Here is a 259-nt window from a genome sequence, read left to right as displayed (position 1 = left end):
GGTGCGGGTTCTCGCCGTAGCGCATTTCCTGGGCCTTGACGAACTGACTGTTGAAGGTGCGCGGGAAGGCGCCGCGGTCGGCGGTGCCTAGGGTATCGCGGGTCTGGTCGATGGTACCCAGGTAGTTGGCGATCATGCCGTCGTAGGCGGAGGTGTGCTCGAACGCCTTGAGGGCCAGGTCGAAACGCTGGGCGTAGGTCAGGCCGCCGGCCTTGAGGGATTCGATCACGGCGGCGTAGTCGCCGGCATTGACCACGAT

Annotated in this window: 1 pseudogene; it reads right to left on the bottom strand. The window is 65.3% G+C overall.

The features are described from left to right. Positions 1–259 (bottom strand): annotated as a pseudogene (gene purH, locus BST14_RS32090) (bifunctional phosphoribosylaminoimidazolecarboxamide formyltransferase/IMP cyclohydrolase); the annotation flags it as partial.

This window comes from Mycobacterium arosiense ATCC BAA-1401 = DSM 45069, from assembly GCF_002086125.1.
Classification (GTDB): Bacteria; Actinomycetota; Actinomycetes; order Mycobacteriales; family Mycobacteriaceae; genus Mycobacterium; species Mycobacterium arosiense.
Note: the sequence above shows the minus strand (reverse complement) of the source record. Positions and strands in the feature narration are given on the sequence as shown.